Below are 3,775 nucleotides of genomic sequence, written 5' to 3' on the forward strand. Positions count from 1 at the left end.
CTGGTGATCCTGCTCTAGGGTGGAGAACGCCATGGAGATTCCCCGCCACCCCGACTCCCGCCCCCTTGCCCTGGCGGACAAGCCGCTGCTGGACGCCCTGTTCGCCGAGCTTCAGCCCCGCGTGTCCGAACTGACCTTCGCCAATCTCTACCTGTTCCGCGGGGTCCACGACTATCGCCTCACCCGGCTGGGTGACGCGCTGGTGGTGCTCGGCCGGGGCTACGGCGGCGAGGCGTACGCCCTGCCGCCCCTCTCCGGCGACGTGAAGGGGGCGCTCCGCGCGCTTCTGGCCGGCGGCCTCACCATCTATGGGGCCGATGACGCCTTTCTGGAGCGCCATGGGGCGGATGCGGACATCCAGGCCGAAGAAGACCGAGATGGCTTCGACTACCTCTATCTCCGGTCGGACCTGGCCGATCTTCCCGGCAACCGCTTCCACAAGAAGAAGAACCGGATCAACTACTTTGCCGCGCGTCACCCCTTCGAGGTGCGGGTGTTCGGGCCGGACCACCGCCAGGGATGCCTGGCGCTGCTCGACGAGTGGCGCCGGGTGCGCGATGTCGCCGGCAGCATGTCGCTGGACCCGGAAACGGCCGCTGCCGCCGAAGCGGTGACTCTGTCCGCCGAGTTGGGGCTCGAAGGGGTGGTGATTGCCGTGGCGGAGAGGGTGGGGGCCTTTGCCCTGGGAGAACGGCTCAACCGCGAGACGGCCGTCTGTCACTTCGAAAAGTCCGACCCTTTCATGGAAGGGATTTCCCAACTGGTGAACCGGGAGTTCTGTCGCCTCTTCACCGACTGCACCTTCGTGAACCGCGAGCAGGACCTGGGCGAGCCGGGCCTGCGCACCGCCAAGCTCTCCTACCACCCGGTGGAACTGGTGCGCAAATTCCGGTTGCGGAAAACCCCGGCGCCATGAACGATCAGGTCCGCCTTCACTACGAGACCTGGGTCTACCCCCGCTATCCGCTCGCTGCGTCGGTGCGACGGAGCGACACCTATGCCCTGAACCTCGACGCCCTCTACGCCCGCTTCAACGGCACGCTGCCGCCGGCTGCGGCCCGCCGCATCCTCCTTGCCGGCTGCGGCAGCTTTTCCCCGTACCCCACGGCAGTGGCAAACCCCGGCGTGCCGGTCACCGCCCTGGACCTCTCCGCCGCGAATCTCAGGCGGGCCCGGCTCCACGCCTGGATGCACGGCAGGTTCGGCATTTCCTTCGAACAGGGAGACCTGATGGACCCGGCCGCGGCCCAGGGGGGGTACGGCTTCATCGATTCCTTCGGCGTTATCCACCACCTGGCTGACCCCCTGGAGGGACTGCGGGCCCTGGAGCGGCGGCTGGCGCCGGGAGGGATCCTCCGGCTCATGGTGTACAGCCGGGGCGCCCGGCGGGTGGTGGAATCGGCCCGCCGGGCCCTGCGCCTCGCCGGCGTACGGGACATGGCGCGGCTCAAGGCTCTCCTGCGCCGTTCCCCGCCCGGGTCGAGACTCGGCCATGCCGTGGAGGCCTCGGGCGAAGGGGGAGGGGACGCGGGGCTTGCCGACGCCCTGCTTCACCCCCGGGCTTGTGCCTATGGCATCGACGGGCTCATGGCCATGGTGGGGGAGACCGGCCTGGTGCCGCTCCGTTTCGCCCACTCCCGCGCCCTTGCCGAGCCGGCGGCCGAGGTGGCGCGCCTGCGCGGGCTGGAGCAGGCCGGCGGACCGGTGCCCAACTTCGTCCTCTACCTGGGGCGCGATCCCCGGGGCGGCTGCGGCCTCGCCCCGGACGCGCTCCTGATGCTCAATCCTGCCCTCCGGCACGATGTGGGCGCTCTCCGTCTCGCGCCGCTGGCCGTACCTCCCCGTCTCGGCATCGAGAATCCCGTGCTCGGCTTTGCCGACCGGCGGTTTTTGAGGCGCTTCCGCACACCGGTACCGGTGAGCGCGTTGACTCCGGCAGACCGGGAGCGTGTTGGTGCCTTCCTTGATGCGCTGTTCGTCATCCCGTTCCGGTAGCGGCTCCTTAACAGTTGACACGGACAGCGCGGGCAGGTATGTAATGGCTTTCAGGAGGCCCCCCGAACCCATGGCAGCGGGGCCGATTTACACGCCACAAGGAGCCACCCATGACCAACCTCTGTCCCTGCGGTAGCGGCAAAAGCTTTGGCGAGTGCTGTGAGCCCCTCGTCACGGGGGCGCGCGCCGCCCTTACCGCCGAAGAGCTGATGCGTTCGCGCTACACCGCTTATACCCGTGCGGAGATAGGCTATATCCACGACACGACGCATCCGGACCACCGGGCCGATTTCGACGAGAAGGGAACCCGCGAGTGGGCCGAATCATCCCGATGGGAGGGGCTCGAAATCGTTGCCACCGCGGGCGGAGGCCCCGCCGACGCCGAGGGCCGGGTGGAGTTCATCGCCCGTTACCGCGACGCCGGAGGACGCCGCACCCACCACGAACTGGCCGAGTTCCGCAAAGTCGATGATGCCTGGTATTTTACCGACGGCTATGGGATCAAGCCCCAGCCCGCCGTGAGCGCCAAGGTGGGGCGCAATGACCCGTGCACCTGCGGCAGCGGCAAGAAGTATAAAAAGTGCTGCGGCGTCTGATCTTGTCAGCCGTCTGACCGTGACCGCGGCGCTCTTTCGGCGCCGCGGTTTTTTTGCTTCGACATCACCCCCTGAAGGCCCGCTCCACCTCCTCCCGCAGCAGCGACTCCCTCCCCGTGTAACGGGGTGAAAAGTGGAACGGAACCACCCGCGCAACGCCCGCATCCCTGCCCAGTTCGCCTGCAACGCGGGCGGTCAGGTGGCACCGGTCGCCGGCGCGCTCCCGCTCCTCATCCAGGAAGGGGGCCTCTATGAAGAGGTAATCGGCGCCGGCCGCCAGCTCCACGATGCGCCGCCGGTTTTCGGGGGTCGGTGCTGCGTCCGTGACGTAGACGATCTTCTGCCCGGCCACGGTTTTGGTGAAGCGCTCCCGCAGTTCGCCGAGAGAAAACCGCGTCCCGCGTTCTTGTCCCTCTTCCCGCCACCAGACCGTGAAGGGTTCCCCGTCGTCCCTGCCGCCCAGGATCGCCCGTTTGAGTTCCGCCAGCCACGGTCCCGTCGGCAGTCCCGCCTCCCGCAGGCGGTTCTTGAGGATGTGCACGTGGTTTTTCTCTTCCAGGGCAAAGGCGAGACAGGGGATGCCATGGTCGAGGAAGACGCTCCTGACCCGGAACGCCTCTTCATCCAGAAGCACTCCGCCGTGGACGTGATCCCGCTGCTCGTTCTCCCGCGAGAACGCCGCACGGCAATGAAACTCCGCACTGTGGATGCTTCCGTCCGGATGGAGTTCGGCTGCAGCAACGGTGAAGTCGGTGGGGAAGGTCCCCACCAGGTTCCAGGTGTATCCCCCCAGTCGCGCTGTCACCCGGTCGACGAATCCCGGCGGTCCAACCAGGTGAAGCCGTTTCTCCCGGCCGAGGCAGAGCCTCACCACCCGGTCGAAGCCTATGAAGTGGTCCACATGGGTGTGGGAGACGAAGATGTGGGAGAGGCGGAGCACCTTTCGGGGTGGCAGCGGAGCCGTGTCGCCCAGGTCGAACAGGACCGCCCGCCGCTCGAACAGGAAATCGACGTAGAGGCCCGGGTCCTCGAACGGGCAATTCACGAGATGGGGGTGGAAGAGTGGTGGCATCATAGGTCTCCCATGGCCTTCTACAGGGAAGTGTATCACGCCTCGCGTTATGGGTATTGTCCTTGCATCAAAAAATCAACGTATTGTGATCTTTGGTTGTACAGTGGCGCAA

General features: G+C 66.9%; 4 protein-coding genes. 3 read left to right on the plus strand and 1 reads right to left on the minus strand.

The genetic code is table 11. The features are described 5' to 3' along the window. The first annotated feature begins 31 nt into the window (after window positions 1–31). The 3 genes from AC6CDK_RS17640 (at window position 32) to AC6CDK_RS17650 (ending at window position 2,591) form a co-directional block, all read left to right on the plus strand. Entirely contained in the window at window positions 32–916 is an 885-nt protein-coding gene (locus AC6CDK_RS17640; RefSeq protein ID WP_066357706.1) for a DUF2156 domain-containing protein, read from the plus strand. Continuing rightward, entirely contained in the window at window positions 913–1,995 is a 1,083-nt protein-coding gene (locus tag AC6CDK_RS17645) for a class I SAM-dependent methyltransferase (RefSeq protein WP_039645860.1), read from the plus strand. The genes AC6CDK_RS17640 and AC6CDK_RS17645 overlap by 4 nt, the downstream gene beginning before the upstream one ends. A 110-nt stretch (window positions 1,996–2,105) precedes the next feature. After that, the gene (locus tag AC6CDK_RS17650; RefSeq protein ID WP_039645858.1) at window positions 2,106–2,591 is read left to right on the plus strand and encodes a YchJ family protein; all 486 of its coding nucleotides are present in this window, start codon (window positions 2,106–2,108) and stop codon (window positions 2,589–2,591) included. A gap of 64 nt (window positions 2,592–2,655) precedes the next feature. Here the strand turns inward: AC6CDK_RS17650 and AC6CDK_RS17655 are convergent, their stop codons facing one another. Then, window positions 2,656–3,663, minus strand: coding sequence for a ribonuclease Z (locus AC6CDK_RS17655; protein WP_039648307.1), 1,008 nt, complete (start codon window positions 3,661–3,663; stop codon window positions 2,656–2,658). Window positions 3,664–3,775: the final 112 nt, after the last annotated feature.

This window comes from Geobacter sp. PheSNFMC (assembly GCF_059620965.1).